The 24,075-nt window shown below is 65.2% G+C and carries 21 protein-coding genes, 1 pseudogene and 1 riboswitch; of the genes and pseudogenes, 4 read left to right on the top strand and 18 right to left on the bottom strand.

All coding sequences use genetic code 11. The features are described from left to right. Window positions 1-300: 300 nt before the first annotated feature. Both CDQ92_RS07610 and CDQ92_RS07605 read right to left on the bottom strand, forming a co-directional pair. Entirely contained in the window at window positions 301-1,335 is a 1,035-nt protein-coding gene (locus CDQ92_RS07610; protein ID WP_088440814.1) for a glycosyltransferase family 4 protein, read from the bottom strand. Next, a complete protein-coding gene (locus tag CDQ92_RS07605) occupies window positions 1,335-2,945 on the bottom strand; it encodes an alpha-amylase family glycosyl hydrolase (RefSeq protein ID WP_088441459.1) in 1,611 nt (536 codons plus the stop codon). Before CDQ92_RS07605 ends, CDQ92_RS07610 begins: the two co-directional genes overlap by 1 nt. 222 nt (window positions 2,946-3,167) lie before the next feature. On the opposite strand from CDQ92_RS07605, the gene CDQ92_RS07600 reads away from it, so the two are divergent. Then, a complete protein-coding gene (locus CDQ92_RS07600) occupies window positions 3,168-3,389 on the top strand; it encodes a hypothetical protein (RefSeq protein WP_088440813.1) in 222 nt (73 codons plus the stop codon). Between the two features lie 24 nt (window positions 3,390-3,413). Here the strand turns inward: CDQ92_RS07600 and CDQ92_RS07595 are convergent, their stop codons facing one another. The 5 genes from CDQ92_RS07595 to CDQ92_RS07575 form a co-directional block, all read right to left on the bottom strand. Next, window positions 3,414-3,659: a hypothetical protein gene (locus CDQ92_RS07595; protein ID WP_144035701.1), complete on the bottom strand. Its 246-nt coding sequence runs from the start codon at window positions 3,657-3,659 to the stop codon at window positions 3,414-3,416. A gap of 277 nt (window positions 3,660-3,936) precedes the next feature. Then, window positions 3,937-4,116: a DUF6894 family protein gene (locus CDQ92_RS21950; protein WP_419722527.1), complete on the bottom strand. Its 180-nt coding sequence runs from the start codon at window positions 4,114-4,116 to the stop codon at window positions 3,937-3,939. Between the two features lie 392 nt (window positions 4,117-4,508). Continuing rightward, window positions 4,509-4,826, bottom strand: a complete 318-nt coding sequence (locus CDQ92_RS07585; RefSeq protein ID WP_088440810.1) for a twin-arginine translocation signal domain-containing protein — start codon at window positions 4,824-4,826, stop codon at window positions 4,509-4,511. After that, a complete protein-coding gene (ctaD, locus tag CDQ92_RS07580; protein WP_169714550.1) occupies window positions 4,823-7,297 on the bottom strand; it encodes a cytochrome c oxidase subunit I in 2,475 nt (824 codons plus the stop codon). Before ctaD ends, CDQ92_RS07585 begins: the two co-directional genes overlap by 4 nt. Beyond that, window positions 7,264-7,818 (bottom strand): cytochrome c oxidase subunit II, encoded by a 555-nt coding sequence (locus CDQ92_RS07575; protein ID WP_088440809.1) that lies wholly within the window; start codon window positions 7,816-7,818, stop codon window positions 7,264-7,266. Before CDQ92_RS07575 ends, ctaD begins: the two co-directional genes overlap by 34 nt. A gap of 138 nt (window positions 7,819-7,956) precedes the next feature. On the opposite strand from CDQ92_RS07575, the gene CDQ92_RS07570 reads away from it, so the two are divergent. Next, window positions 7,957-8,469: a DUF2231 domain-containing protein gene (locus tag CDQ92_RS07570; RefSeq protein WP_088440808.1), complete on the top strand. Its 513-nt coding sequence runs from the start codon at window positions 7,957-7,959 to the stop codon at window positions 8,467-8,469. On the opposite strand, the gene CDQ92_RS07565 is transcribed toward CDQ92_RS07570, so the two are convergent. Together CDQ92_RS07565 and CDQ92_RS07560 are read right to left on the bottom strand one after the other, a co-directional pair. Next, the gene (locus CDQ92_RS07565) at window positions 8,439-8,936 is read right to left on the bottom strand and encodes a CopD family protein (RefSeq protein ID WP_088440807.1); all 498 of its coding nucleotides are present in this window, start codon (window positions 8,934-8,936) and stop codon (window positions 8,439-8,441) included. The genes CDQ92_RS07570 and CDQ92_RS07565 overlap by 31 nt on opposite strands. Continuing rightward, on the bottom strand, window positions 8,936-9,763 hold the full coding sequence (locus CDQ92_RS07560) for a cytochrome c oxidase assembly protein (protein ID WP_088441457.1): 828 nt from the start codon (window positions 9,761-9,763) through the stop codon (window positions 8,936-8,938). The genes CDQ92_RS07565 and CDQ92_RS07560 overlap by 1 nt, the downstream gene beginning before the upstream one ends. 131 nt (window positions 9,764-9,894) lie before the next feature. Here CDQ92_RS07560 and CDQ92_RS07555 point away from each other — a divergent pair, with 131 nt between their 5' ends. Next, entirely contained in the window at window positions 9,895-12,357 is a 2,463-nt protein-coding gene (locus CDQ92_RS07555; RefSeq protein WP_088440806.1) for an NAD-dependent epimerase/dehydratase family protein, read from the top strand. Window positions 12,358-12,500: 143 nt separating this feature from the next. Here CDQ92_RS07555 and CDQ92_RS07550 read toward each other — a convergent pair. After that, window positions 12,501-12,686, bottom strand: a pseudogene (locus CDQ92_RS07550) (Rid family hydrolase); the annotation flags it as partial. A gap of 59 nt (window positions 12,687-12,745) precedes the next feature. Continuing rightward, window positions 12,746-14,449 carry an N-acyl-D-amino-acid deacylase family protein gene (locus CDQ92_RS07545; protein ID WP_088440804.1) on the bottom strand — a complete coding sequence of 568 codons (1,704 nt, stop codon included), beginning with the start codon at window positions 14,447-14,449 and terminating at the stop codon, window positions 12,746-12,748. A gap of 124 nt (window positions 14,450-14,573) precedes the next feature. Here CDQ92_RS07545 and CDQ92_RS07540 point away from each other — a divergent pair, with 124 nt between their 5' ends. Further along, entirely contained in the window at window positions 14,574-14,819 is a 246-nt protein-coding gene (locus CDQ92_RS07540) for a DMT family transporter (protein ID WP_336596120.1), read from the top strand. On the opposite strand, the gene CDQ92_RS07535 is transcribed toward CDQ92_RS07540, so the two are convergent. The 7 genes from CDQ92_RS07535 to CDQ92_RS07505 form a co-directional block, all read right to left on the bottom strand. Further along, window positions 14,808-15,584: an ABC transporter ATP-binding protein gene (locus CDQ92_RS07535; protein ID WP_088440802.1), complete on the bottom strand. Its 777-nt coding sequence runs from the start codon at window positions 15,582-15,584 to the stop codon at window positions 14,808-14,810. The two genes, CDQ92_RS07540 and CDQ92_RS07535, sit on opposite strands and share 12 nt — an antisense overlap. Further along, entirely contained in the window at window positions 15,578-16,576 is a 999-nt protein-coding gene (locus CDQ92_RS07530) for a FecCD family ABC transporter permease (protein WP_088440801.1), read from the bottom strand. Before CDQ92_RS07530 ends, CDQ92_RS07535 begins: the two co-directional genes overlap by 7 nt. Next, the gene (locus CDQ92_RS07525; protein ID WP_373289606.1) at window positions 16,573-17,433 is read right to left on the bottom strand and encodes an ABC transporter substrate-binding protein; all 861 of its coding nucleotides are present in this window, start codon (window positions 17,431-17,433) and stop codon (window positions 16,573-16,575) included. The genes CDQ92_RS07530 and CDQ92_RS07525 overlap by 4 nt, the downstream gene beginning before the upstream one ends. Before the next feature lie 105 nt (window positions 17,434-17,538). Next, window positions 17,539-19,392, bottom strand: coding sequence for a TonB-dependent receptor plug domain-containing protein (locus tag CDQ92_RS07520; RefSeq protein ID WP_088440800.1), 1,854 nt, complete (start codon window positions 19,390-19,392; stop codon window positions 17,539-17,541). A gap of 176 nt (window positions 19,393-19,568) precedes the next feature. Further along, window positions 19,569-19,787: riboswitch (cobalamin riboswitch) on the bottom strand. A gap of 203 nt (window positions 19,788-19,990) precedes the next feature. Continuing rightward, window positions 19,991-21,151: an acetyl-CoA C-acyltransferase gene (locus CDQ92_RS07515; RefSeq protein ID WP_088440799.1), complete on the bottom strand. Its 1,161-nt coding sequence runs from the start codon at window positions 21,149-21,151 to the stop codon at window positions 19,991-19,993. Between the two features lies 1 nt (window position 21,152). Next, window positions 21,153-22,382: an acetyl-CoA acetyltransferase gene (locus CDQ92_RS07510; protein ID WP_088440798.1), complete on the bottom strand. Its 1,230-nt coding sequence runs from the start codon at window positions 22,380-22,382 to the stop codon at window positions 21,153-21,155. Window position 22,383: 1 nt separating this feature from the next. Next, entirely contained in the window at window positions 22,384-24,075 is a 1,692-nt protein-coding gene (locus CDQ92_RS07505; RefSeq protein ID WP_088440797.1) for a class I adenylate-forming enzyme family protein, read from the bottom strand.

Here is a 24,075-nt window from a genome sequence, read left to right as displayed (position 1 = left end):
AGCGGCCAGGACTTGCGCGCTTGCGCGGATCGGAGCTTGGCCTGGATCGGGCGACGTTAGCGGGCACCGCCGCTATGGCTTTTGGTCCATCGCGGCGAGAATATCGCCAAGCGGGACCAGTTTGAAATTCTGCGGTGCATGTCGCCCGAGGAGTTGGGGTTGTTTCCGTCCAGCGCCACAAACTGTCCGGCGAGCCCCGCTTCGCCAAAATCGCCTCCGTGCAGGGCAATGCCGTCGGGCTGTTCGGTACCGCGGGGCCCCTCATGATCTGTGCGCTATCGTCCGGCGGTCGCCACACTGTCAGGGCCGAGATCGTCGCTGACGTTGGCCGTTCCCGATCTTTCGGTAGAGGGCAATATATGCGTCGGCCATTCGCTGCGCCGAAAAGCGCTGTGCGGTATTTTCGGAAATTGCGCGACGGTCGATGGATCCCACATCCTCGACCGCCCGAACCGCGGATGCGATGTCCTCGACCAGAAACCCGGTTCGGCCGTGTTCGACGATCTCGCGCATCGAACCGCGCGGCCGCGCGATGACCGGCGTTCCGCAGGCCATCGCTTCAATGACCGAGAGGCCGAAGGGCTCGTCAAAGTTGATCATATGCAGAAGGGCGCGCGCGCGTCCGAGCGCGGCCACGCGCGCGCCGCCGCCTACCGGGCCATGATAGAGAATATTCGTGCCGTCCACATGGGGCAGGACATGGCGCAAGTGATATTCTTCGTCCTGGACGATGCCGTAGATATGGAGTCGGCGCCCTGCTCTAAGGGCAACTTCGATCGCTTCTGCTGCGCCCTTGTCGGGATGGATGCGGCCAAAGTAGAGGAGATCCTCGCTGCCGACCAGGTCGAGCGGAAACTCCTCGGGCACGATGCCATGATGAATGGTCGCCGCATAGCGCAAGTCCGGATGCCGATCCGCCTCGCTGATCGCTACATAATGGACGCGATCCTCGAACGGCTTGTACATGGGCAGGATGCGGGCCGAAGAGAAGCCATGGATGGTCGTGACAATAGGGGTCTCAACCAACCTTGAGAAGGCGTGCGCGGGAAAGTCAGCCTGATTGTGAATGATATCGAACGTGTGCGCGCGCTCGAACAGATGCGCGAGGTGGCGATATTCCCAGACCTTCGCGTCGATCGCCGGGTCTTCGCTGTAGGGCGCGGGGACGATCCCCTCGAGCCTGGCGGTTGTCACGCTGTCCAGCGTAGCGAACAGGGTAACGTCGAGCCCTTTGGCAACCAGCGCTTCGGTCAGGATGCTGGTGACCAGCTCCCAGGGACCGTAATGCCGCGGCGGGGTCCGCCAGGCGATTGGCGCCAGCATCGCGATGCGCATTATCGAGCCCGCCGTGCAAGGAGAACGCCTTCATTTGGCCGGAGCTTGCCGTCAAACGTCCTGCGTTCGACCGTCGAGAGCAGCAGGCGATATGATCTCATATCCTGCTCGCACCGGACGTCGCGGGCGCGCGCGCCGAAATTGAGCGCGACCATCAGCCAGTCATCACCGATACGGCGTTCATATTGCAGGACCTCCTCCCCGGAAGGCAGGATCCGCAAATGGCCGGCGGCAAGCGCGGGATGGACACGCCGCAGCGCAAGCAACTGTCGATAAAGGTTCAGCATCGAGTGCGGGTCTGCCGCCTGCGCGCGCACATTCCGGCTCGGCCAGTCATCGTGCAGTGGCAGCCAGGGTTCGGTATCGCTGAACCCGGCGTTTATCTGGTTATTCCAGGCCATGGGGGTCCGCGCGCCGTCACGGCCGAGCCCGAGCCCCGGCTGGCGCAAATCCTGCGGATCGCGGATGCGGTCAGTCGGGATCGCCACGCGGCCGATGCCCAGTTCATCGCCCTGATACAGGGTCGGCGTACCGCGCAGGGTCAGCAGCAGCATGGCTGCAACACGCGCCTGCGCTTCACCGAGGCGGCCGGCAATGCGCGGCGCATCGTGGCTGCCGAGCACCCAGTTTGGCCAGGCCCCGTCGGGGAGCGCCGCTTCATAATTCTGGACAAGTTGCGCGATCACTCTCGCATCCCAAGGCGCGTCCAACAGCTGGAAATTGAAAGGTAGATGGACGCCCGGCGTATCGGGTTGGCCATAATAGGTCATGAGCTGATCGAGCGGCAGGCAGATTTCACCGACAAGCAGCCGCTCCCCATAGCTGTCGGCGAGGGTGCGAAACGCATGCGCGATCTCATGGATCTCGGGCTGGTTCGTCGAATGCTGCTGAAGTACCATGAACTTCTCGCCTTGGTCGGACGAAAAGGCGGGGTTGGGCGGGTTGTCGGGCAGGTCTGCTGCCTTGATGCAGTGCCACAATACGTCGATACGAAAGCCATCGATGCCGCGATCGAACCAGAAGCGAAGGACGTCGGTCATCGCGGCGCGCACCTCCTCATTGCGCCAGTTGAGGTCGGCCTGCTCCTTGAGAAAGCTGTGGAGATAATATTGGCCCGTCGCCGCATCATATTCCCATGCCGAGCCGCCCATGTCGCTCATCCAGTTGTTTGGCGGGCCGCCACAGGGTGCCGGGTCGCGCCAGAAATACCAGTCGCGCCGCGCGCTGTCGCGCGAGGCGCGGCTCTCCTTGAACCAGGGATGCTCGATCGAACTGTGGTTGGGGACAAGATCAAGCAGTAGTCGGAGGCGGCGGGCGTGCGCCTCCCGAAGCAATTGATCAAAGGCGGCAAGGTCGCCGAACATAGGATCGATGTCGCAAAATTCCGTAACGTCATAGCCGAAGTCCGCCATTGGCGAGGGAAAGATCGGTGACAGCCAGATCGCATCGACGCCGAGCGTCTGGATATAGTCCAGCCGCTCGCGGATGCCGTCGAGGTCGCCGACGCCGTCGCCGCTGCTGTCTTGAAACGAACGGGGATAAACTTGATAGATGACGCCGGTTGCCCACCAGGGCCGCGCCTTGTCTTCGGTGCTCGGAGGGCTGTTCATATCGGCGAAACGCGCGCGCGCCGCGAAGGTTCGGCCGCGGGCAGATATCGTCTTCATTTGTCGACGCTTGGCGGGAGGCCCTGCAACGCTGACCCAGGTTAACAAGAGGCGGCAGGTTGCGCGGCGATTTTGCAACATGGTTTAGCTTTTCCGGCGACGACCTTGCGTAGGGTGGATCCACAGCGAATCGAGGTCCAATCGACAAGAAAATGGAGGGTCGCCATGCTGCTTTATTCTAGAAATACGATCGCCAGATGTGCCGGCGATGCGCGTCAGCGCTACGGCGATGCGACCGAAGTGGTGGTTGAGCGCCAAATCGGCTGGTCCGAAGCAAGAGGTGCGTCCGAAGAGGTGGCATTCTGGCGCGCCGTCCGCAGCAGCCTGGCGCCGGGGTCGAGCAACGCAGCGATTCAGCGGTCGCGTCTATCCCTGCGGCTCAGTTAAATGCCTGACGGACAGCCCACGGCCCTAACGGCTCAAAATCCAGCAATGCTTATATCCTGTGCCGCCCCATCCCCGGCGGCACAGCTCCTGCCCATCTTGATAGAGAATAGCGCGCGCGCCGATGGTCTTCTCCTCGATCAGCAAGAAGGCCGCCGGAGCACTTGCTGCTGCAAACAGCTCAGTCACCTCGCCGTTCGATCCGGGCGCCGCATAACGCAGTAAATATCGAGGCATTTGGGTCTCTGTTTTATGCCATGCTGGCTCGATCATGCCGCCGCCATCGCGCCGAGCCCGACACCCTCCTCGTCCAGCACGTCATCGGTTCCGTTGCGCAAGTGGAGAAAATATCGGTCGATCATCGGCTCCTCGCGGAGGGGGAGCAATTCGGTCTCAAAGTCACTGCGACCAAAACATTGCGCGGCGATGACCTGCCTATGCACAAGCGGGACCGAAGTCGCCGATATTCCCTCCGCTTCGTCGCATTCGCCGTGGCGGGGGCCGGCGATCGCGGTCCTGTTTTACGCAAAGCTGCTGGGAAGCGGGTCGCTCAAGGTTGGATATCGATCGCTTCGTCGAAGCGCACGCAGTGCAGCAGCGTCCCATCGCCATCGACGATTTCGACGCGATGATGTCCAATGAGATGCCCTTGCCGGACGGTGTCGGCAGCCAGCGACCGCGCCGCTATTCGGGCATGCGCAATAGCGGCGCCGAGATCGGCGAATTCCATGCCCTCATGATCGATCGTGTCGAGATCATTATGCACGTTGAAGAAATATCGTCGCATCGACGCTTCTACGAACGGGGCTCGGGCCGGTTCCACCGCCTTAATTCAGATTAATCTCCGGCTGCCCGCCGGCAGCGTGCGAGCACCGGCTATCGGCCGTCATCGTCCGCCGCGTCGTCCTGCTCCCGGCCCGACAGCAGATAGGCGCGAACGTCATAGACGAGATTTCCGATCCGCTAGACCGCTGGCTTCAGTCGCGCCTCGCTGACACCGAGCCACTGCGACCAATCGCGAAGCTCATGCTCCTTTTCACGCATTATCCTTCGCCTTGCGAACCGGCCGCCGGCAGTATGAGCCGACGGGATGGGCCAACGGGATCAGCCATCCTCGCCGCTTTATCGGCAAATCGACGCTGCGACGACGGGCAGGCCGGTATAAATCAGGCTGAACAGTCCGGCCGCGGCGCCGGCAAAAGCCAGTCGATCGAGAAACTGGCGTCGCGAGACGCGCGGGCGGTAACGCCAGCAGAGCAGAGCGAGCACGCCGATGCCGCTGGTATAGACGGCAAGCAGGACGAGCCGCGCCAGGCTGGCTTCTGCGATCTGCCATTTGTCCCATCCGAGGGCGCACGCCAGCCCTTGCAGCGCGTAGAGCGACGCGAAGACGATGGCCCAGATGATCAGGCCTGCCGCCGCGCGCAGCAGGGCGGTCATGACAGCAGCGCCGGCAAATGCGTGCAGGCGAGCGCGATGGCGCCGGCAGCGACGGCATAGTCGGTCCACAGCCGCGCGATCCGCGGCTCGGCGCCGTTGATCGCAGCGATATAACCAGCTCGGCGCCGCGCGCGAGCAAAACAGCAGATCACCAGCGCCAGCGCGGCGTGCAGCGCGGCATAGGCGAGGAGCACCGCCACCACCGCGCCATAGGCATGGCTGGTCGGCGACGGGGCGAGCCGAAAAGCGGTCAGCAGCAGGGCCGTCAGCAGCAGGCCCAGACCCGCGCCGGTGACCGTCACACCGGAGCTGCGGCGCGCAGCGAGTGCGGCGCCGAGCAGGCCCGCAATCACGACGGGGAGCGAGGCTGTGACGAGGGCGGGCGGCGGCCAGTTGGGGGCGACCGTCCACAAATAGGCGTGGCCGAAGATCAGCGCGGCAAACAGGCTGCCGTCGGCGATCGACAGGAAAACGCTGCCCCACCAACCTGGCGAATCGCGGACTTCGGCATGAATCGGGGCATGATCGCCGCGGCCGATGGGAAGCTCGCCATGGGCGTGTTTGTCGCCAAGTACCCAGGCCCAGCGCCAGCCCAAAACGACGAGCCCGGCGAGGGGCAACAGCGTCCATGGATAGAGCTTGAGCAGCACCAGCAGGAAAAAACTGCCCGTCACGAGGGCGGTTCCCAGCGGCAACAGGCTGTTGCCCGGGAGGACAACAATATGGTCGATCCGGCCACTTTTGGTGTCGACGGCGAGTGTCTCGCGCCAGCCGTTGCGGGGGAGGGCCAGATAGCCCTCGCCGCGCGCCAGCGAGAGCGCCAGATCGGGCGCCGTCTCGAGCGGCTCGCGATCGTGCACCTGCGGCAGGCTGGCAATATTATAGGAGGGCGGCGGCTGCATCATTGCCCATTCGAGCGTGCCGGCGCGCCAGGGATTGCGCGGCGCGCGCGGGGCGTGAAACAATTGCAGCAGGACATCGATGATGAAGAGCGCGATGCCCGTCGCCATCACGAACGCCCCCACCGAGGACAGGAGATTGTACAGGGTCCAGCCGACGCCTTCGGGGTAGGTGTCGATGCGCCGCGGTTGACCGAGCAGCCCGGTCAGGTGCATCAGGAAAAAGGTGAGGTGAAAGCCGATGAAGATCAGCCAGAACGCCGCCTTGCCGAGCGTGTAGCTGTAGCGCCGGCCGGTGAAATGGCTGAGCCAATAATAGGCCGCCGCGAGCATCGGGAACACGAAGCCGCCGACCAGGACATAATGAAGATGCGCGGTGATGAAGGCGGTGTCGTGCGCCTGCCAGTCGAACGGCACCATCGCCACCATCACGCCGGTCAGGCCGCCGAGGACAAAAGTGACGAGAAAGCCGATGAGGTAGAGCATCGGCAGATGCATTTGCGGTCGGCCCGCCCACAGGGTGCCGAGCCAGGCGAAGATCTGCACGCCGGTCGGAACCGCGACGAGGGTAGAGGCGGCGGAAAAGAATGCCAGCGCCAGGTGCGGAATGCCGACGGTGAACATATGGTGCACCCAAAGCCCGAAGCTCAGAAAGCCGAGCGCGAGGATCGCGGCAACGATCCAGCCGTATCCGAGGATCGGGGTGCGCGCCATGACGGGGATGATCGTCGACACGGCGCCGGCGGCCGGCAGGAAGATAATATAGACCTCTGGATGGCCGAACAGCCAGAACAGATGCTGCCACAGCAACGAATCGCCGCCGCGGGCGGCCTCGAAAAAGGGCCAGCCGAAGGCGCGCTCGAGCTCGAGCAGGATCGAGCCGAGGATGAGCGGCGGAAACCCGATCAGCATCATCGCCGCGGTTACCAGCATGTACCAGGCGAATAGCGGCATGCGGTCGAGGGACATACCCGGTGCGCGCAGCTTGAGGATTGAAACGATGATATCGACCGCGGTGACGATCGCGGAAATTTCGACAAAGGTGATGCCGAGCAGCCAGAAATCGGAATTGATCCCGGGCGAATAGGGCTTGGAAGACAGCGGTGTGTACAGGAACCAGCCGGCATCGGGCGCGATGCCGAGCAACATCGAGACGAGCAGCATCGAGCCGCCGAACAGATAGCACCACCAGCCATAGGCCGTCATGCGCGGGAAGGCGAGATCGCGCGCCCCGAGCATCTTGGGTAGCATGTAGATCGCGAACCCCTCGAACATCGGTATCGCAAACAGGAACATCATGATGCTGCCGTGCATCGTGAACAGCTGGTTGTAGATTTCGGGGCCAACGAAGGCACTGCCAGGGGTCGCAAGCTGCGCCCGGATCAGCATCGCGAGCACACCGCCGATCAGGAAAAACACAAAGGCGGTCACCATCAGGCGCACGCCGAGCGTGCTGTGATTGACCGTCGCGAGCGAGCCGCGCCAGCCCGCCGGCGTACCCCAGATCGCCTCGAAGGCGCGGTGGAGTCGCAGCGCCTTCACGGTGCTTCGCCCGCCTGAAAGCGCGCCCATCCCGCCGCGTCATGCGCGACGACGCGAAATCCGTGCCGCGCGTGGCCGGCGCCGCAAAACTCGGCGCACAGGCCATGATAGACGCCCGGGCGGTGCGCTTCGATGCGCAGCACATTAGGCCGACCCGGGATGGCGTCCATCTTGCCGGCAAGCCGCGGTACCCAGAAGGCGTGAATCACGTCGCGCGTCGTCAGCTCGACATCGATCGGGCGCCCGGCGGGGACATGGAGCACATCGCGGGTGCGGATCGGCCCGGCCGTGCCAGGCTGGGTGAAGGTCCACTGCCAGCGGCGCGCTTCCGCGCCGACGCGGAGCGTCGCCGAATCGGCGCGCGGCAGCAATTGTTCGCCGACGATCAGGCCATAGCCAAGCAGCGCGCTAAGCGTCGCGATCGGAAATAGCAGCCCGCCGCCCACGATCCAGGCTGTCGCCGACACGGGCTGGTCCGCGCCGCGGCGCCGGAACGCGAGCAGCAGCAGCGCGCAGACCAGGCCGAAGATTGCGGCAGCGCCGGCGAGCATGACCCACCACAATGGCGCAATGGCCGCGGCGGCGGGCCCCGCCGGGGCGAGCGTCGAATAATCTGTGCTGCAACCCGATGAAACAAATGTCGCGCCAAGCGTTACTCCTCTGAGCAAGCGGCCGGAGAAAGGAAGACGATGGTAACGACGCGGCAGCGCGAGGATCAGCTGACCGATCCGATCAGCGCCGATCCGGCGTTCGACGACGCGGAATCGAAGGTCGCGGTGTCGGGGCATCCGGTTCACGCGATGCTGGTCTCCTTTCCGATCGGCCTCGCGGTCTGCGCGCTGGGAGCCGATCTGTTCTACTGGTGGACCGGCGATGGGTTCTGGGCGCGCGCGGCGCTGTGGAGCACGGCCATGGCCTTCCTCATGGGTTTGCTGGCCGGCTTGTCCGGCACCATCGAATTGTTCAGCGTGCCGGGGATCCGGGCGCGCGCCGCCAGCTGGACGCATTTCATCGTGGCAATGATGCTGCTCGGCATCCTCGGCGCCAATTGGGGCTATCGCCTTTCGGGCTATGAAACGGCGGTGCTGCCCTATGGTCTGCTGCTGTCGCTGCTCTCGGCCATCTTCGTCGGCTTCGCCGGCTGGCATGGCGGGAAGCTTGTGTTCGATTATCATATCGGGACATCTTCGACGGGGAGCTGACGGCCGCGCGGGGTAGCGAGCCAGTCGGGAATTTCGATCCCATCCGCGGCCGGTTTCGCCAGCACCAGGATGAAGACCGCGGCGAGCAGGGTGATGGCGATCGCGATCAGCGGCCAGCTCGGCGATGGTTGGCGCCGGTTGGCATGTTCCCCCATGCGCACGACCTGCGTGCCGATCCAGGCGTGCAGCGCCACCAATCCGCCAACCAGAACCAGTTTGGCGAACATCCAGGGGACGAAGACACCGCGAAGAAATAGCAGCACGGTTCCGGCGGCGACCGCAACGACGGCAGCCGGGGTCAGCAAATGCGTGTAGCCATAATGGGTGAAGCGGCGGACGCGCTGGTAACCGCTCTGATCGTGGCCGGGCCGGTGCTGCGACAACAGCAGTGGCAGCGCGATCAGGCCGGCGGCCCAGAACAGGATGGCGGCAATATGGAGGCCTTTGACCAGGGGAATTGCAAACATCACCGGGCCGGACCGAGATGTCCGCCGGACCAGGCGCGGCGCGCCAGTACAGCGGCGATGAGCGCATAGGGCAGCATCGCGGGGACCCACATGATCAGCCCCGCCAGCTGCTGGTCGCGCAGCGGGTCGAGCCCGTAAGCGAACGGCGCGATCAAATGGTGGGGATAGAGCGCGCGCGGGGTGAAGGTCAGGAGCGCCCCGAGCAGCCCCATCTGCCCTGCGGCGGCGACCAGCGCCGCAAAGACTGCGGGCAGGTCGGGTTGCGCCGCGAACAACGCGCGCCAGAACCAGGTCGCACTGATCAGCAAGGACAATTGCATCAGCCAGAAGACCGCGTGGTTGTTGAGGGCGGCAGTGTAGAGAGCGGGGATGTGCCAGGCCCACAGAACGATCGTCGACACCAGCAGCGCAAGCGCAGTCCCATTTGTGCGGCTTTTCTCGCCGAGCAGGGCAAAAAGCGGTGCGGCGACGGTCACCAGCAGGACGTGATGCACGGCGCGCGCCGAAAACAGCGCGCTGCCCGCCGCGCATAAGGGGGAAACGAAGATCACCGCCAGCGCCGCAATGGCAAGCGTGCCGATCAGGCGTTGATCGCGCGCGGCTGCCAGAACCAGCAGCAAACCCGCTGCCAGCGCGGTCAGCAGCAGCGGATCGAAATTCCACTGGCCAAGCAGGTCGGCTGGCGGTGGCGGAGGTCCGCAATAGGGCACGCGCAGTGCGATTTTTCCCTCCTTGACCGACAGATTGGCGCCCCGGCGCCCGATACCGGTGCAAACGACAGGTGGCGGGCAAGGGTTCCAGCAGAGGGGAGCGAGACGCTCCAACATCGTTGGCAGGCACCGCACCACGTTCATCAGAATTTTTTGGGCGGTGTGGCGGACCCTTTGGCCGCACGGCCCGTTAATCGGAAAGATCGGCCGCGTTACACGGACGAGGTCGGGCCCGGCGGACGGAGGCTATGACAGACAAACCCATCGTGCTGATCACGGGCGCTGCCGGCAATCTTGGGCGCTCGATCGCCGCGGCGCTGCGCGACCGCTATACCGTCGTCGGCCTCGACACCGACACGCCGGATCTGGGCTTTCCGATCTATGCGATCGATCTGACTGATGTGCAGGATACGGCCGATGCGCTGGCGCGGGTGCGCAGCGATTTTGGCGATCGGCTGGCCTGCGTGGTGCATCTCGCCGCCTTTTTCGATTTCAGCGGCGAGGACAAACCGCAATATCAAGCCGTGAATGTCGACGGCAGCCGGCATCTGCTGCGCGCCTTGCGCGATTTCGAGGTCGAGCAGATCGTCTATGCGGGCACGATGCTCGTCCATGCGCCGGGTGCGCCCGGCGAGCGGATCGACGAGACGACGTCGATCGACCCGCAATGGGCATATCCGCGCTCGAAAGCCGCAGCGGAGGAGGTACTTCGCGCGGAGCGCGGCGACACGCCGCTGGTGCTGCTGCGCCTTGCGGGCCTCTATGACTCCGATACGTCGGTCCCAACCTTCGCGCAGCAGATCGCCCGCATTTACGAACGCGACCTGCAGAGCCATTTTTATTCGGGCGACACCGACGCCGGGCAGGCGATGGTCCACCGCGAGGATCTGGTCGATGCGTTCGTACGGACCATCGACCGCCGGCAATCGCTCCCCGGAGAAACCGCGATCCTGATCGGCGAGGAGGAGGCGCTCGGCTATGGCGCGTTGCAGGACCGCCTGGGAGCCCTGATCCACGGCGAAGAAGACTGGGCTACCCTTCGCTTGCCGGCATCTGCCGCCGCGGCGGGGGCATGGCTGCAGGACAAGGCGGAACCGCTGGTTCCCGATGCGATCGACGCCGGCGAACGGCCCTTCATCCAGCCGTTCATGACCCGGATGGCGAGCGATCATTATGCCCTTGATATTCGCCGCGCGCGACAACTGCTGGGCTGGCGGCCGCGCCATCGGCTGGCGGACGAACTGCCCGGGATCGTAGCGAAGTTGAAGGCCGATCCCGCCGCCTGGTACGCCGCCAACCGCATCACCCCGCCGCCGTTCGTCGAGGAGGCGGGGGCGGCGGGTCTGGATCCGGAAAATTTGCGGCGCGACTATGAAGCGGCGCGGCGCGCCGATCATGCTGGCACCCGTTGGATGCACTTCGCCAATATCGGCCTTGGCTTCTGGATCTTTACCCAGCCGTTCATTCTGCAGGTCACCGAGCCCTTGCTGTTATGGAGTGAGCTTATCCTCGGGGCCGCCTTGATGTTGTTCGCCGCGTTCGCGCTGTCCTGGCGCATGATCTGGGCGCGCTGGGCGTCCGCCGGCGTAGGCGCGCTGCTGATGGCCGCGCCCTTTGTGTTCTGGACCGGCAACGCAGCGGCGTTTCTTTCCGACACGCTGATCGGCATGCTGGTCTTTTCCTTTGCCGTGGGCGGACGCCCCGAACCCGGTCCGTCGATGGTGGCGGCTACCGACCGGTCGAGCGTGCCCGCCGGCTGGTCGTACAATCCCTCGGCCTGGAGCCAGCGCATTCCGATCATCCTGCTTGCCCTGATCGGGCTGGTGATCGCGCGCTATCTCACCGCCTATCAGCTCGGCCAGATCGACAGCGTCTGGGATCCCTTTTTTGCCGGCCTGCCCGAAGAACCGGCCAAGAATGGTACCGAGGCGGTCATCACCTCCTTCGTTTCAGAGAGTTTTCCGATCCCCGATGCCGCTCTCGGCGGCTATACCTATGCGCTCGAAATCGTCACCGGGATCGTCGGGTCGCGCGCCCGCTGGCGCACCATGCCCTGGCTGGTGTTCCTGTTCGGACTGATGATCGTACCGCTGAGCATCGTGTCGATTTCATTCGTCATCATCCAGCCGATCGTCATCGGGACCTGGGCCACGCTGACCCTCGTCGCGGCCGCGGCGATGCTGCTGCAAATACCCTATGCGGTCGATGAGCTCGTCGCGACCATCCAGTTCGTGCGCCGCCGCGCTGGGCAGGGGCAAAGCTGGCTGCGTGTCTTCCTGTTCGGCGATGCCGATGCGGCGGGATCGCGAGACGACGCTGACGAATTCGCGCGTCGTCCGGGAGCGATCGCACGCGATATGCTGGGCGGCGGCGTCAATCTGCCGTGGAACTTGCTTGCTGCCGGATTGATCGGGGCATCCTTGCTGTTCACGCCACTGACCTGGGGCGCCGAAGGCTCCGCAGCGCACGCCGATCATGCTTTGGGATTAGTCAGTCTGACGATCGTCGCGCTTGCGGCGGCGGAGATTAGCCGGATCGCTCGCTTCCTGCTGATCCCGTGCGGCGTCGCGGTGGCCGCGGCGCCCATGCTGCTCGGCGCATCGGTGGATCATCTGATCGCCAATCTGGTTGCAGGCGCCGCGATCGCGGTACTCGCCCTTCGGCGCGGACCTGTCCGCGAGCGCTACGGGTTCGCGTCCGGCGCAGCTTGACTGCGCTGACCCTCGGCTTCGCTCGTGAACGCCGCGAGCGCGGGCGCAGCGGCGCCCCCGCCACATCGCCCTGAAAGGCGCGGAGAAACAGGCTCGACTGATAGGTGAGGTAGCGCCCTTCGTCGGGGCGGCACAAGGCCAACTCAATCGGGAATTCGCGCGATCACCTTGATCTCGAAATCGAACGCGGCAAGCCAGTTGACGCCGACTGCCGTCCAGTTTGGATAGGGCGCCACGCGGATCTCTTCGTTGCGCACTTCCATGATGATCTCGAACTGCGCTTCGGGATCGGTATGGAATGTCGTGACATCGACCACGTCATCGAAGCTGCATCCTACGGCCCCTGCTCCTCGGCGCCCAGCTTCGCGACAAAGCTAGCGAGGCTGACTCAGGGACACCGGCCACGCCCTTGGCCGGTAATGAATCGTCCCGGGAGCGCGCCGCTGAGCTCGCCATTCCTCAGCACGGCGACGCCGTTGACGAACACGTCGCGCATCCCCACCGCATATTGGTGCGGCTTCTCGAAGGTCGCACGATCAGCGATCGCCGCCGGATCGAAGACGACGACATCGGCAAAATAGCCCGGTTTCAATGCGCCTCGTTCGCTGAGGCCGAGGTTGGCCGCAGGCAGCGCAGTGAGCCGGTAGACCGCCTCTTCTAGCGAAATCAGCTTTTCGTCGCGCACATACCGCCCGAGCAGGCGGGCGAAAGTGCCATAGGCGCGCGGATGTGCGCTCGATTTGAGGAACACGCCCTCGGTGGACTGCGACGGGGAGTCGGACGCAAAGCTCATCCAGGGCAGCTTGATCTGAGCGCGCACATTCTCTTCCGACATCAGAAAGTAGATGGTGCTGACGCGCGACCCGTCCTGGACAACGAGGTCCATCGCGGTATCCTCGGGCGATTTGTTCCAGAGCAACGCAACCTCGGCCAGCGTTTTGCCGGAAAGCGGCTTCAGCGCATCATTCTTGAAACCGGCGAGGAGGATTTGGTCGGGGCCGGCTCCGAGAAAATAATTCTCCCAGTCTCCGCCAGGGCTTTTCATTTCGGCGGCGACCCGGGCGCGTGTCGCCGGGTCCTTCAGCCTTGCGATCCAGGCCTCGAGGCCGCCGGCCTGCACCCATGTCGGCATCGCGGCATCAAGCCCCGTCGCCCCGGCGGTATAGGTGTACATGTCGGCGGTAATCCGTAACCCCGCGGCACGCGCTGCTTCGATCTTCGCAATCACGGCTGCGTGCTTAGTCCAGTTGCTGCGCCCGGCCATCTTGAGGTGATAAATCTCGGCAGGCGCGCCCGATCGGCGCGAGATGTCGATCAGCTCGTCGATTGCTTCCTCCAGCCGATCGCCCTCAGACCGTATATGGCTGATATACATGCCGCCGCATTTTGCCGCTTCGCTGGCCAGCGCGACCAGCTCATCAGTTTCGGCATAAGCAGCCGGTGCATAGATGAGCGAGCTTCCAACCCCGAGCGCCCCTTCGTTCATCGCGCTGCGGACCAACCGGCGCATTCGGGCCAACTGTCCAGGCGTCGGATCAACATCGTCCTCACCCAATTCGTGGATGCGCACTGTCGCTGCGCCGACGAAACTTGCAACATTGGTCGCCACGCCGCGCTTTTCCAGATGGTTCAGATAGTCGCCGAGGCTGGTCCATTCGATCGCATATTTGATGTCTCCCTGGCGCTCTAATTCCTTCGCCTTCATCGTCGCATTGAGCGGTCCCATCGACCAGCCTTCGCCCATGACCTCAAGTGTCACGCCCTGCCGGATATCGCTCTGGCTGCGCGGGTCTGCGAGCAGGGATTCGGTCGCCCAGCTCAGCATGTTGATGAAACCTGGCGCGATCGCCATGCCGCGCGCCGGAATTTCCGTGCGGGCCCGGCCATCCACTTTGCCCACCGCCACGATGCGATCACCGTTGATCGCCACGTCGCCGACCACGGGCGGCTGGCCCGATCCGTCGTACAGCGTGCCGCCGCGAATGATCAGATCGTAGGTGGGCGAAGGGGGCTGTGCGTTTACGGTTGCCGCAAGCGCCACCGAACCGCTCACAAGCAGCAGGGAAAATGCAAATTGTCGCTGGGATGCCATCGATTTTCTCCGTGAATAGCGCGTGAATTTCCAAGCTGGCGTATCCCCGCCGCGCGGCGCTGTCATCAATCTTGAACGCTTGCGCAGATGCCTATGAGGTTGCCTATGGACGGCGGGCGTCGGTATTTCGAAACTGGGACCGTCGCTGGTCACAATCGCAGCCATGATCGCCAGTTTTGCGTTGCTGGCGCCCTCGATGAAATCGCTGCCGCTCGGCACCGCCTATGCCGTCTGGACAGGGATCGGTGCGGTCGGCGCATTGATCGTCGGCATCGCGGTGCTGGGCGAACAGGCGAGCGCGATGCGGATCGTCGCGGCGCTCCTCATCGTCAGCGGTCTTGTGCTGGTGAAATGGTCGTCACCGGCCTGAGCGGCCAAGCGTCGTGATCGTCGGCCAGGCGCCGCCGGTTTCGACGCGCGCTTCGATGCCATAGACGGCCCGTAGCCGGTCTGCGGTCAGGACGGCGGCGGGTTCGCCGTCGGCCACCACACGCCCTTTGTCGATCAGCAGCAGCCGGTCGCAATAGCGCGCCGCGAGCGTCAGGTCGTGGAGCACTGCGATCACCGTACCGCCCGCCGCAGCTTCGGCGCGGAGCAGGTCCATGACGTCGATCTGGTGGCCGGGGTCGAGGCTGGCGAGCGGTTCGTCGACGATGAGGGCCGGTGCCTCGACCGCGAGCGCGCGCGCGAACAGGGCGCGGGCGCGCTCGCCGCCCGACAATTCGGTCGCGATCCGGTCCCGCAGATCGAGCACATCGGCGCGCGTCATCGCGCCTTCGATTGCGGCGGTGTCGGCGGCGCTGATCCGCGACATCGGCGCGAGGTGCGGCAGGCGGCCCAGCCCGACCAGCCGCTCGACGCTGAGGGGCCAGTGCAGCGTCTGGCCCTGCGGGACATAGGCGACGCGCCGCGCGAGTTCAGCGCGCGGCATCGCGGCGACGTCGGCGCCATCGATGCGGACGTGGCCGCAGATCGGGACGAGCGCGAGCAGCGCGCGCGCGAGGGTGGATTTGCCCGCGCCATTGGGGCCGACGATCGCCGTCAGCGTACCGGGCGCGAACGCCGCATCGACGTCGTGGAGCACGGAGCGTCGGCCCAGCGTCACGCCGACCTGTTGGGCGACGATCATCACCACAGTCGCCGCTCCCGCATCAGGTGGAGCAGGAAGACGGGGACGCCGAGAAAGGCGGTGACGACGCCGAGCTTAAGTTCGCTGGTGGTCGGGATCAGGCGCACGCCAAGGTCGGCGAGGGTCAGCAGCGCGGCGCCGCCAATTGCGGAGGGAAGGAGGATTGCCGAAGGACTGCGGTCGGTCAGCGGGCGGATCAGGTGCGGCACGATCAACCCGACAAAGCCAATCGCGCCCGCCACCGACACCGCGCCGCCGACGCCGATGGCGGTGCCGAGCAGCAGGCGCAGCCGCGTGCGCTTAAGGTCGGTGCCAAGCGCCTGCGCGGCGTCCTCGCCCAAGGTTAGCGCGTCGAGCGCGCGGCCGTTCCACAGCAGCAGCGCACCGCCAACGACGATGCAGGGCAGGGCGATCCACAGATGGTCGAACGAGCGGTTTTCCAGGCTGCCAAGCAGCCACGTCATGATCTCCATCGCCGCAAACGGGTTGGGCGACAGGTTGAGCGCCAGACTGATCCCCGCGCCCGCCAGCGTCGCGACGGCGAGCCCGGCCAAGATGAGGGTGAGCGGGCTTTCGGCATCGCCGGTGAGCAGGAACAGCAGACCGAGCGAGAGCAAGGCGCAGCCGATGGCGAGCAGCGGCAGCACCGCCGGATGGACCTGCGCGAGGCCGAAATAGAGCGCTGCCACAGCCCCCAAGGCCGCGGCATTCGATGTGCCGAGCACCGACGGTTCGGCGAGCGGGTTGCGCAAATAGCCCTGCAATGCCGCGCCCGCGAGGCCGAGGATTGCTCCGACGGCAAGCGCAAGCAGTGCGCGCGGCAGCCGCAGGTCAAAGAGGATGATCGACGCGGTGCGGTCGCCGTCGCCGGTCGCGGCAGCGAATAGCCGGACGAGCGACAGGTCGACGGCGCCGAACAAAAGGGAAGCAATTGCGGCTATGACTGCCAGTGTTGCTAGGACCCCGAGCAGCAGGGGCCGGGGGATCGGGCGGTTCATCGCGCCGTCCCGTCGTACTGCGCGATCTGCGCGGCGATGCTGCGCGCCGCCTTGGTATAGGCGGGGCTGCCGCACACTGTCCAGGCTTCGGGCACCACAATCCGCGGGATGCCGGACAGGGCGGGGTGATGGAGCATTTCGCTCCCCTGATCGTCGATGATCGTCGTGGCGCGTTCGACGATCAGGAAATCGGGGCGGGCGGCGACCATTTCCTCGAGGCTCAATTGCGACAGCGGCGGCTTGCCAAGCTTGCCCGCCAGATTGACCAGCCCGACGCGCGTCATCATGTCGTCGACGAGCGTCCCGGTGCCGGTCATGTAGCCGCGCCGTTGATAATATGCGGCGACGCGGCCACGGCCCGGCCGGGGCAGGTCGGCAATATCCTGTTTCATCCGCGCGATGAGCGCCGCACCGCGCGCGGGATGGCCGACGGCGGCAGCGGTCTGGCCGATGGTGAGATAGATTTGCTCGAGCCGGTTCGCGGTTTCCAGATCGAGCAGCGAATAACGATCGGGAGCAACCGCCAGTGCCGCGCTGCCGCTGGCCGGCATGCCGACAACCAGATCGGGATCGATGGCCAAAATCTGTTCGGCCGAGTTGCTGAGCAGGGGCAGGCCGCGCGCCGCTGGGGCTTCGTCAGACATCCCGGGATCGACGGCGTTGCGCGTCAGTCCCGCGATCTGCTGACGGTCGGCGAGCGCAAGCACGAGCTGGTCGGAGCACAGGTTCATCGACAAGATGCGCTTGGGCGTGGCGGGCGGCGTCGGCGTGCGGCTGGTCGAGGCAGCGGACAGCGCGCCTGCGACCGCCACCGACGCCGCCGCCGCACTGACAAAAAGGCGGGCCGATGCGATCAACGCGGCGTTGCCCGGAGGATCGCGCCGCGATCGATTTGCGTAACGGTCATGCCTTGCCTCCCGTCCAGACGGCGCTGCCGATCTGCACCGGCAGCGCCCCTGTCATCAGAACCGCGCCCGAACCCCGCCATAGGCGGCGCGGCCATAGGTGCCATAGTTGAATGCCGTCGCATAATCGGCGCCGAACAGATTATCGACACGTCCGTACATTTCGACCCGCTCGGTTATGGCGAAGGACGCGCGCACCCCGGCGATTGCATAACCGTCGAGCCGCACCGTGTTCGCCGCATTGTCGAAACTGTCGCCGACCATCGTGATCGTCGCGCCGGTCGACAGCCCGAACGACCAGTCATAGTCTGCCGACAGGCTGACCGCCTGTTCGGCGCGGCGCGGCAGGCGCTTGCCGTCGAACGCCGGGCGGCCCGACCGGTCGCGCGCGTCGATATAGCTGTAGGACGCGGTGACGTTCAGCGCATCGACGGGGCGCAGCGCCAGCATCGCCTCGACCCCCTTGGCGCGGGTGCGGTCGATATTGCCATAGGTGAAGGTCGCATTGTCGTAATTGATCTGGTTGACGGTGTTGCGCAGAAACGCCGTCACCGAGATCAACGCCCGCCCGTCGGCGAGGCTCTGGTCGATGCCGACGTCATAGCTTTTCGACTCTTCGGGGCGCAGCGCCGCATTGCCGCTGAAGCTGTCGTAAAGCTGGTAGAGCGATGGCGCCTTGAAGCCTTCGCCATAGCTCAGCCGGACATTGGTCGCGCCGTTGTTGGGCGAATAATTGGCGTTGGCGCCCAGGGTGGTCGCGCCGCCAAACTGGCTGTGGTCGTCATGGCGAACCCCGCCGGTCAGCGACAGCCCGGTCACCGGCTGGAGAAGAGCCAGTGCATAGACGCTGTCGATATTGGCGCGCTGGCTGTCGGTCGAACCAAAACCGAAGAAATCATAATCGGGGCGTTCATGCTCGTAGCCGAACACAAGCTTGGCGGTGTCGGCGGGGGCCACGACGCCCTGATATTCGAAGCGCAGGTTCGTGCCCTTGTAGCCATAGTCGGGGGCGGTCCCGCGCACGAAGAAATAGTCGCGCTCGTTGCGCATCCACGTCACCGCGGCGCGGCTGGTGAAACGGCCGTCGAACAGCCCGAGATTGAGTCCCGCATAGCCGATATATTGGTCGAGTTTTGCGACGTCGCCGCTATCGGCCGGGGCGCCGAAAAAGCTGTCATAATCGAGGTCTGCGTTGATGTAATAGCCGCGCAGGTCAAGGCTGAGCGCGTCGCTGAACGCAATCTTCAGCCGCGCGTTGCCCGCGAAATTCTTGTAGCCGTCCTTCTCGGTGCCGATCGCCGCCGACGAAATGCCGTCGGTGCGGAAATAGGCGCCGCCGATACCGCCCGACACGGCCCCGGCAGTGCCCGACAGATCGGCCTTGGCGTTCACCGTATCGCTGTAGCCATATTCGGCCGACGCGCGGGCGGCAAAGCCTGCTTCGGGGGCTGCGGTCATCAGATTGACCACGCCGCCGATCGCCTGGCTGCCGTGGACGACGGAGTTCGATCCGCGCAGCACTTCGATGCGGCTGATGTTGCCGGTCAGCAAATGACCGAAATCATAACCGTCACCGATACCGCTGGGATCGTTGATCTTCACCCCGTCGATCAGCACCAAAGTCTGCGTCGTTTCCGCCCCGCGGATTGAGATGCCCGCCACCGAACCGGTGCTGCCCGACCGGTTGAAGCGGATGCCGGGGGTGGTCGCGAGCAGGTCGACGACATCGGTCGCCTGGCGTTTTTCGATGGTGTCGGCATCGATGACGGTGATCGCCTGGCCGACCTCATCGCGCGATTGTTCGATGCCCGATGCGGTGACGACGATGTCGTCGAAACGGGAGTTTTCCTGCGCGGCGACGGGTGCCGCGGCGACAAGGGCGAGAAGAGAAATGCTCGAATATTTCAACATGGGAGACTCCCGCACGCCGGCAACGAAGGCGGAGCCTGCCGAAACGCGCACGCGATCGACCGATGCTGGCGTCGCAAGTGGCGTAAATGCCTGCGGCCCCGGCACCGAAGCGGTTCCACCGCTTGGTCGTCGCTCGACGGAATCGTCCGTGCCGCGGCCTTTCCCTGGGCCTTGGCAGTGAGCGACCCACGCCGGCAGGTCTCCTGGCTCGCGGGTCAAAGCTTGATGCACGCCTTCCCAGGTTGCCCCAGTGGCTGATCCGAAAGCTTCGGATCGGTGCATCTTGCTCGCCGCTTACAGTTGCAGGGACAGCCTCGGCTTCGGGGGTTCAGGACGAACTCCCTTACCGCGTTCCCATTTTAAGCCCTTTCGGGCACCGGCGCGATCTGCGCGGGGCAAGCCCCGCACGCGCCGCCCATAGCGGAGTGGCGGTTTTGCGCAATCGTCATTTGTATCAATGATCCTGCCTGTCGCGAAGCGATGGGGAGGGGGACCGCGCCGGAAGAGCGTGGTGGAGGGGCGGCAACGTCGCGGCAAGGGCCCTTCCGGCAGCGCTTCGCGCTGCCTCCGCCCCATCACTTCGCGACAGGGCGGATTTTCAGGTGACCCGCTCGACCACCATCGCCGCGCCAACCCCCATCGCGCCGGTCAGCACGACCAGGCCGTATCGTCCACCACTTGCATCGAGCGCGTCGAGCAACGTCGAGGTCAGGATTGCACCGCTCGCCCCCATCGGGTGCCCCTTGGCCAGATGCCCGCCCGATACATTGACCCGCGCCGGATCGACGTCGCGGTCGCGCAGGAATTTGGCGATGGTGACCGCGAACGCCTCCATGAACTCAATCTGGTCGATATCAGCGAGCGTCAGTCCGGTCCGCGCCAAGACCTTGTCCATCGCGGCGAAACCGGCGGTCAGCGATGCGGCGGGATCGCCGCCGCTTTCGGCAAATGCCACAACGCGGGCGCGTGGGTGAGCGCCAAGATCTGCACCGCCGACGAGCGCCAAACCCGCGCCGTCGCATATCGGCGGGGCGTGCGCGATGCTGTGCAGCGGCGCAAAAGTCGCGCCTTCGAGCGCGCCCGCATATTGCTGTTGCAGGTCGCCGAACGCAGGCGAGGCGGCGGCGAGCGACTCCGCTGAGGTTTGCGGACGGATACATTCCTCGCTGGCGAGCGGTCCGGCGGCGATGCGCGATTGCTGGAGCGCGGCGTCCGCGTCAGTCGCCGCTGCCTTTTGCTGCGAGGCGAGAGCGACCGCGTCGAGTTCGGCGCGCGTGATTCCCTCGGCGTTGGCGAGCCGGTCGGCGGCGAGCACCGGCGGCACGAAGCGTGCGCGGGGCGGCAGTTCGTCATTGGCATAGAACGCCGCGCCGTCGCTCAAAAAGAGCGTGCCGCTCATGGACTCGACGCCGCCCGCAAGAACACAGCTGGCTTCGCCGCTAGCAATCTTCGCTACCGCCTGACCGATCGCGGACAGGCCCGATGCACAATAATTGTTGATGCTGTGCGCGGCCGCGGTGTCGGGCAGACCCGCATGAAGCTTGGCCAGCATCGCGATATGCCCGCCCTGCGCGCCGCTCTGCGTGACGCAGCCGAGCAACAGCGCATCGGGGTTTGCTGCCTTATCGCCGCATCGCGCCGCGAGCGCCGCCACCTGCTGGCGCACCAGTTCCTGCGGGCTCAGTCCGGCGAGCCCGCCGTCGGGCCGCGCCTTGCCGCGCGGGGTACGAACGGCGTCGTAAAGATAGACGTCGGCCAAATCAGGTGCCGACGACGAAGCTGACCGCGGTGGTCGCGCTGCCGCCGACGTTGAAGGTCGCGAGATTCTTGGCGCCCTCGACCTGATAATCACCCGCATTGCCGGTGACCTGCCGCCAGCTGTCGAGCAGCATCCGCACCCCGGTAGCGCCGACCGGATGGCCGAGCCCGATCAGCCCGCCCGACGGATTGACCGGCAGCTTGCCGCCGAGCGCAATCGTGCCGTCTTCGATCGCGCGCCAGCTTTCGCCGGGCGGAGTGATGCCGAAATGGTCGATCGCCATATATTCGGTGATCGAGAAACAATCATGCACCTCGACCCCATCGCACGCATAGACATCGGGCATTTCCGCGCGGCGCAGCGCGTCCATCATCGCCTTGCGCACGCTGGGGAAGACATAAGGCTCGCCGCGGCTGCCCGCGACCTTGGTCGAATAGAGCAGGGGGGCGGTCGAATGGCCCCAACCCTTGATGCGCGGGATGGCGCCGAACGGGATGCCGCGGCGTTTGGCATAAGCCTCGGCAACCTCGCGTGAGGCGAGGAAGATGGCCGCGGCGCCGTCGGTGACCTGTCCGCAATCGGACTTGCGCAAGCTGCCCTCGATCAGCGGATTGACCTCGTCATTCTCGCCCAGATGATCGTCGGTCACCGCCCAGCCGCGCGTCTGCGAATTGGGGTTTTTCTTTGCATTGGCGAAGTTATTCGCCGAAATCCCGCGCAGATGCGCGCGGTCGAGCCCGAAGCGTTCGTCATATTCCTCGGCAACGCGCGCAAACATCCACGGCCACAGATAGCGCGCTTCCTGCGCCTCGCGCCCCGCCCAGGCAGCGGCGCCGAGATATTCGGCGGCGCGCTGGCCGGGGACGTTGCGCATCAGCTCGATCCCGAGGACCAGGGCAAGTCCGTAGCGTTCGGCCTCGATTTCCGCCGCCGCCGCGAGAATGGCTATGCTGCCTGACGCGCAGGCGGCTTCGTGGCGCGAGGCGGGAACGCCCGCGAGGTCGGGGTGGACATGGCCAAAAAAGCCGCCGAGCTGGCCTTGTCCGGCAAATAATTCGCCGACGAAATTGCCGACATGCGCGGTCTCGACCTCTTTGGGTTCGATCCCGGTTGCTGCGAAAGCCGCTTCGGCAACATCACGGAACAGCTCGAACAGCCCGCCCCCCTCGCGCTCCATGTTGCGCGCAAAATCGCTCTGCGCGCCGCCGAGGATGAAGACGTCTTTCGCCATATCAGGCTTCCTTTTCGAGAGTGACGAGCGCCTGTTCGCGCACTTCGCTGCGCATCACCTTGTTGGTGACGTTGCGCGGCAAAGCGTCGAAGCGGAACAGGCGTTCGGGCAGTTTGAACACCGCGAGGTCGTGTCCGCGCAGATAGTCGGTGACATCGCCCAAGCCGACATCTTCATTGCCGCGCGGGACATAGGCGAGGCCAATGCGCTCGCCCATCGTTGGGTCGGGGAGCGAAAAGACGCAGGCTTCCGCGAGCAGCGGATGTCCGCCGAGAAGCTGGTCGATCTCTTCGGGCGAGATGTTCACCCCGCCGCGAATGATCAGATCCTTGCAGCGCCCGACAAAGCGGTAAAAGTCGCCGCCCTCGGCGATTTCGAACAGGTCGCCGGTTCGGAACCAGCCGTCGTCGGTGAAGGCGGCGGCGGTCTGTTCGGGAGCGTTGTGATAACCCTCGAACAGGCTCGGGCCGCGGATCTGCAGTTCGCCTGACACGCCATCCACTTCGATCGGGTCACCGCCGCCCGGCGACACGAGGCGGCTTTCGATATTGGGCGCGCGGCCCTCGCCATAGGGCGGCGGATATTGGCCGCGGCGCGGGAACAGGCTCGCGCGCTTGTCGGGGTCGGGCATGTCGCCCGCACCGGTGATGAAGCTCATTCCCTCGTTCGATCCGAAGACGTTGACGATGATGATGCCGAGCTTTTCCTGAAAGCCCCGCACCATCGCGGGCGCGAGCGGCGCCGAGCCCGAGGCGATGACGCGCAGGCTGGAGATGTCCACCGAGGCCAGCAGCGCTTCGTTCCGGAGCAGCATGTTGAGCACCGCGGGCGGCGCGATCGTCAGGCTGGGTCGCTCGGTCGCGATCTGTTTGAGATAGATGCCGGGATCGAAGGGATGATGCAGCACCATCGTGCCCGCGCTGGTCAGCCAGCACATGGTGATGCCGCCGATGCTCGCCATGTTGATCAGTGGGAAGGGGTTGAGCAGCACGTCGCCCGGCCCGACCTTCATCGCCTCGTAACCCGCGGCGGCGACCGCGATCCAGTGGTTGTGGCTGCGCGGAACGCCCTTCGGGACGCCAGTGGTGCCCGAGGTCCAGCAGATGGTGAAAATGTCGTCGGCATCGACCGGGTTCGCGGCGACGTGGGCAGCGAGGGCGTCAGCGTCTCCCGCTGCGCTCGAGAGGTCGAGCGCATGGGCGGGAGCATCGGGGCCGAAGGTCATCAGCGCGATGTCGCCCAGCAGGGGAGCCGCAACGCCGACATGGTCGCAGCCCTTGACCTTGGTCGCGCAGACAAAGGCCTTGGGTTCGACAACGCCGATCATGCCTTTCAGTTCGTGGCTGCGATATTGCACCGCCGCGGGGCTGACGATGGCGCCGATCTTTGCCGCCGCGAAATAGAGGGAGACAAATTCGCTGATGTTGGGAAGCTGGACGAGCAGCACATCGTCCTTGCCGATCCCGGCGGTGATGAGCGCGCCCGCGATCCGGTCGATCTCGGCCTCAAGCTCGGCATAGGTCAGCCGCTGCGGCTCGCCGAACGCGAAGTCGCTGCGGTTCGGCGCATCGACCAGTGCAAGCCGTTCGGGATGCGCCGCCGCATTGGCCGCGAACAGGTCGGCAAAGGTCTGGTCGCCCCACCAGCCGCTTGTCCGATGCCCCCGCCGCTTGTCCTCTCCCGCGACGATCAT

Source organism: Sphingopyxis bauzanensis (genome assembly GCF_002205675.1).
In the GTDB taxonomy this organism is placed as follows: Bacteria; Pseudomonadota; Alphaproteobacteria; order Sphingomonadales; family Sphingomonadaceae; genus Sphingopyxis; species Sphingopyxis bauzanensis.
Note: the sequence above shows the minus strand (reverse complement) of the source record. Positions and strands in the feature narration are given on the sequence as shown.